The organism is Devosia alba (assembly GCF_039938915.1).
Classification (GTDB): domain Bacteria; phylum Pseudomonadota; class Alphaproteobacteria; order Rhizobiales; family Devosiaceae; genus Devosia; species Devosia alba.
This window is the reverse complement of sequence record NZ_JBDUUI010000055.1, coordinates 1-363: the sequence shown is the minus strand read 5'-3', so window position 1 is coordinate 363 and position 363 is coordinate 1. Positions and strand designations below refer to the sequence as shown.

General features: G+C 36.4%; 1 protein-coding gene. It reads left to right on the top strand.

Annotated elements, in window-relative coordinates:
* Positions 1-252: hypothetical protein (locus tag ABFY71_RS18755; RefSeq protein WP_347947386.1), on the top strand; the 252-nt coding region annotated here is incomplete at its 5' end.
* Positions 253-363 lie beyond the last annotated feature (111 nt).

The window sequence follows — 363 nt, the reverse complement described above, 5'->3', positions numbered from 1 at the left end:
AAACCTCTTGAAAACCTTTTGAAGAACAATGGATTCTCCAGAAAAGCCTTTTCGGCCTGGGCGATTAATCGAGAGTTAATCAAGCACACAGGAAAAAGAGATACGGTACTAAAAAGAGACGGTGGAAGTGTAATGAGGCTTATTGCGGTAAAGATTGTTGATATAAAAAGTCTTGAAAACGAGCAAGAAAATGAGGTTATTGAAACTGGTTTTCTGCCAGCTGATGCCGAAACAAATGTTCCGTTTTCGTAATTTGTAACCATGTAACCGTTGTAACACGAAAAAAAACATCCTATAGGAGAAAGTTTGAGAGTGTATAAAAAACATATACTCTAGTGATTCTCCTATATAAAAACCTTGGTT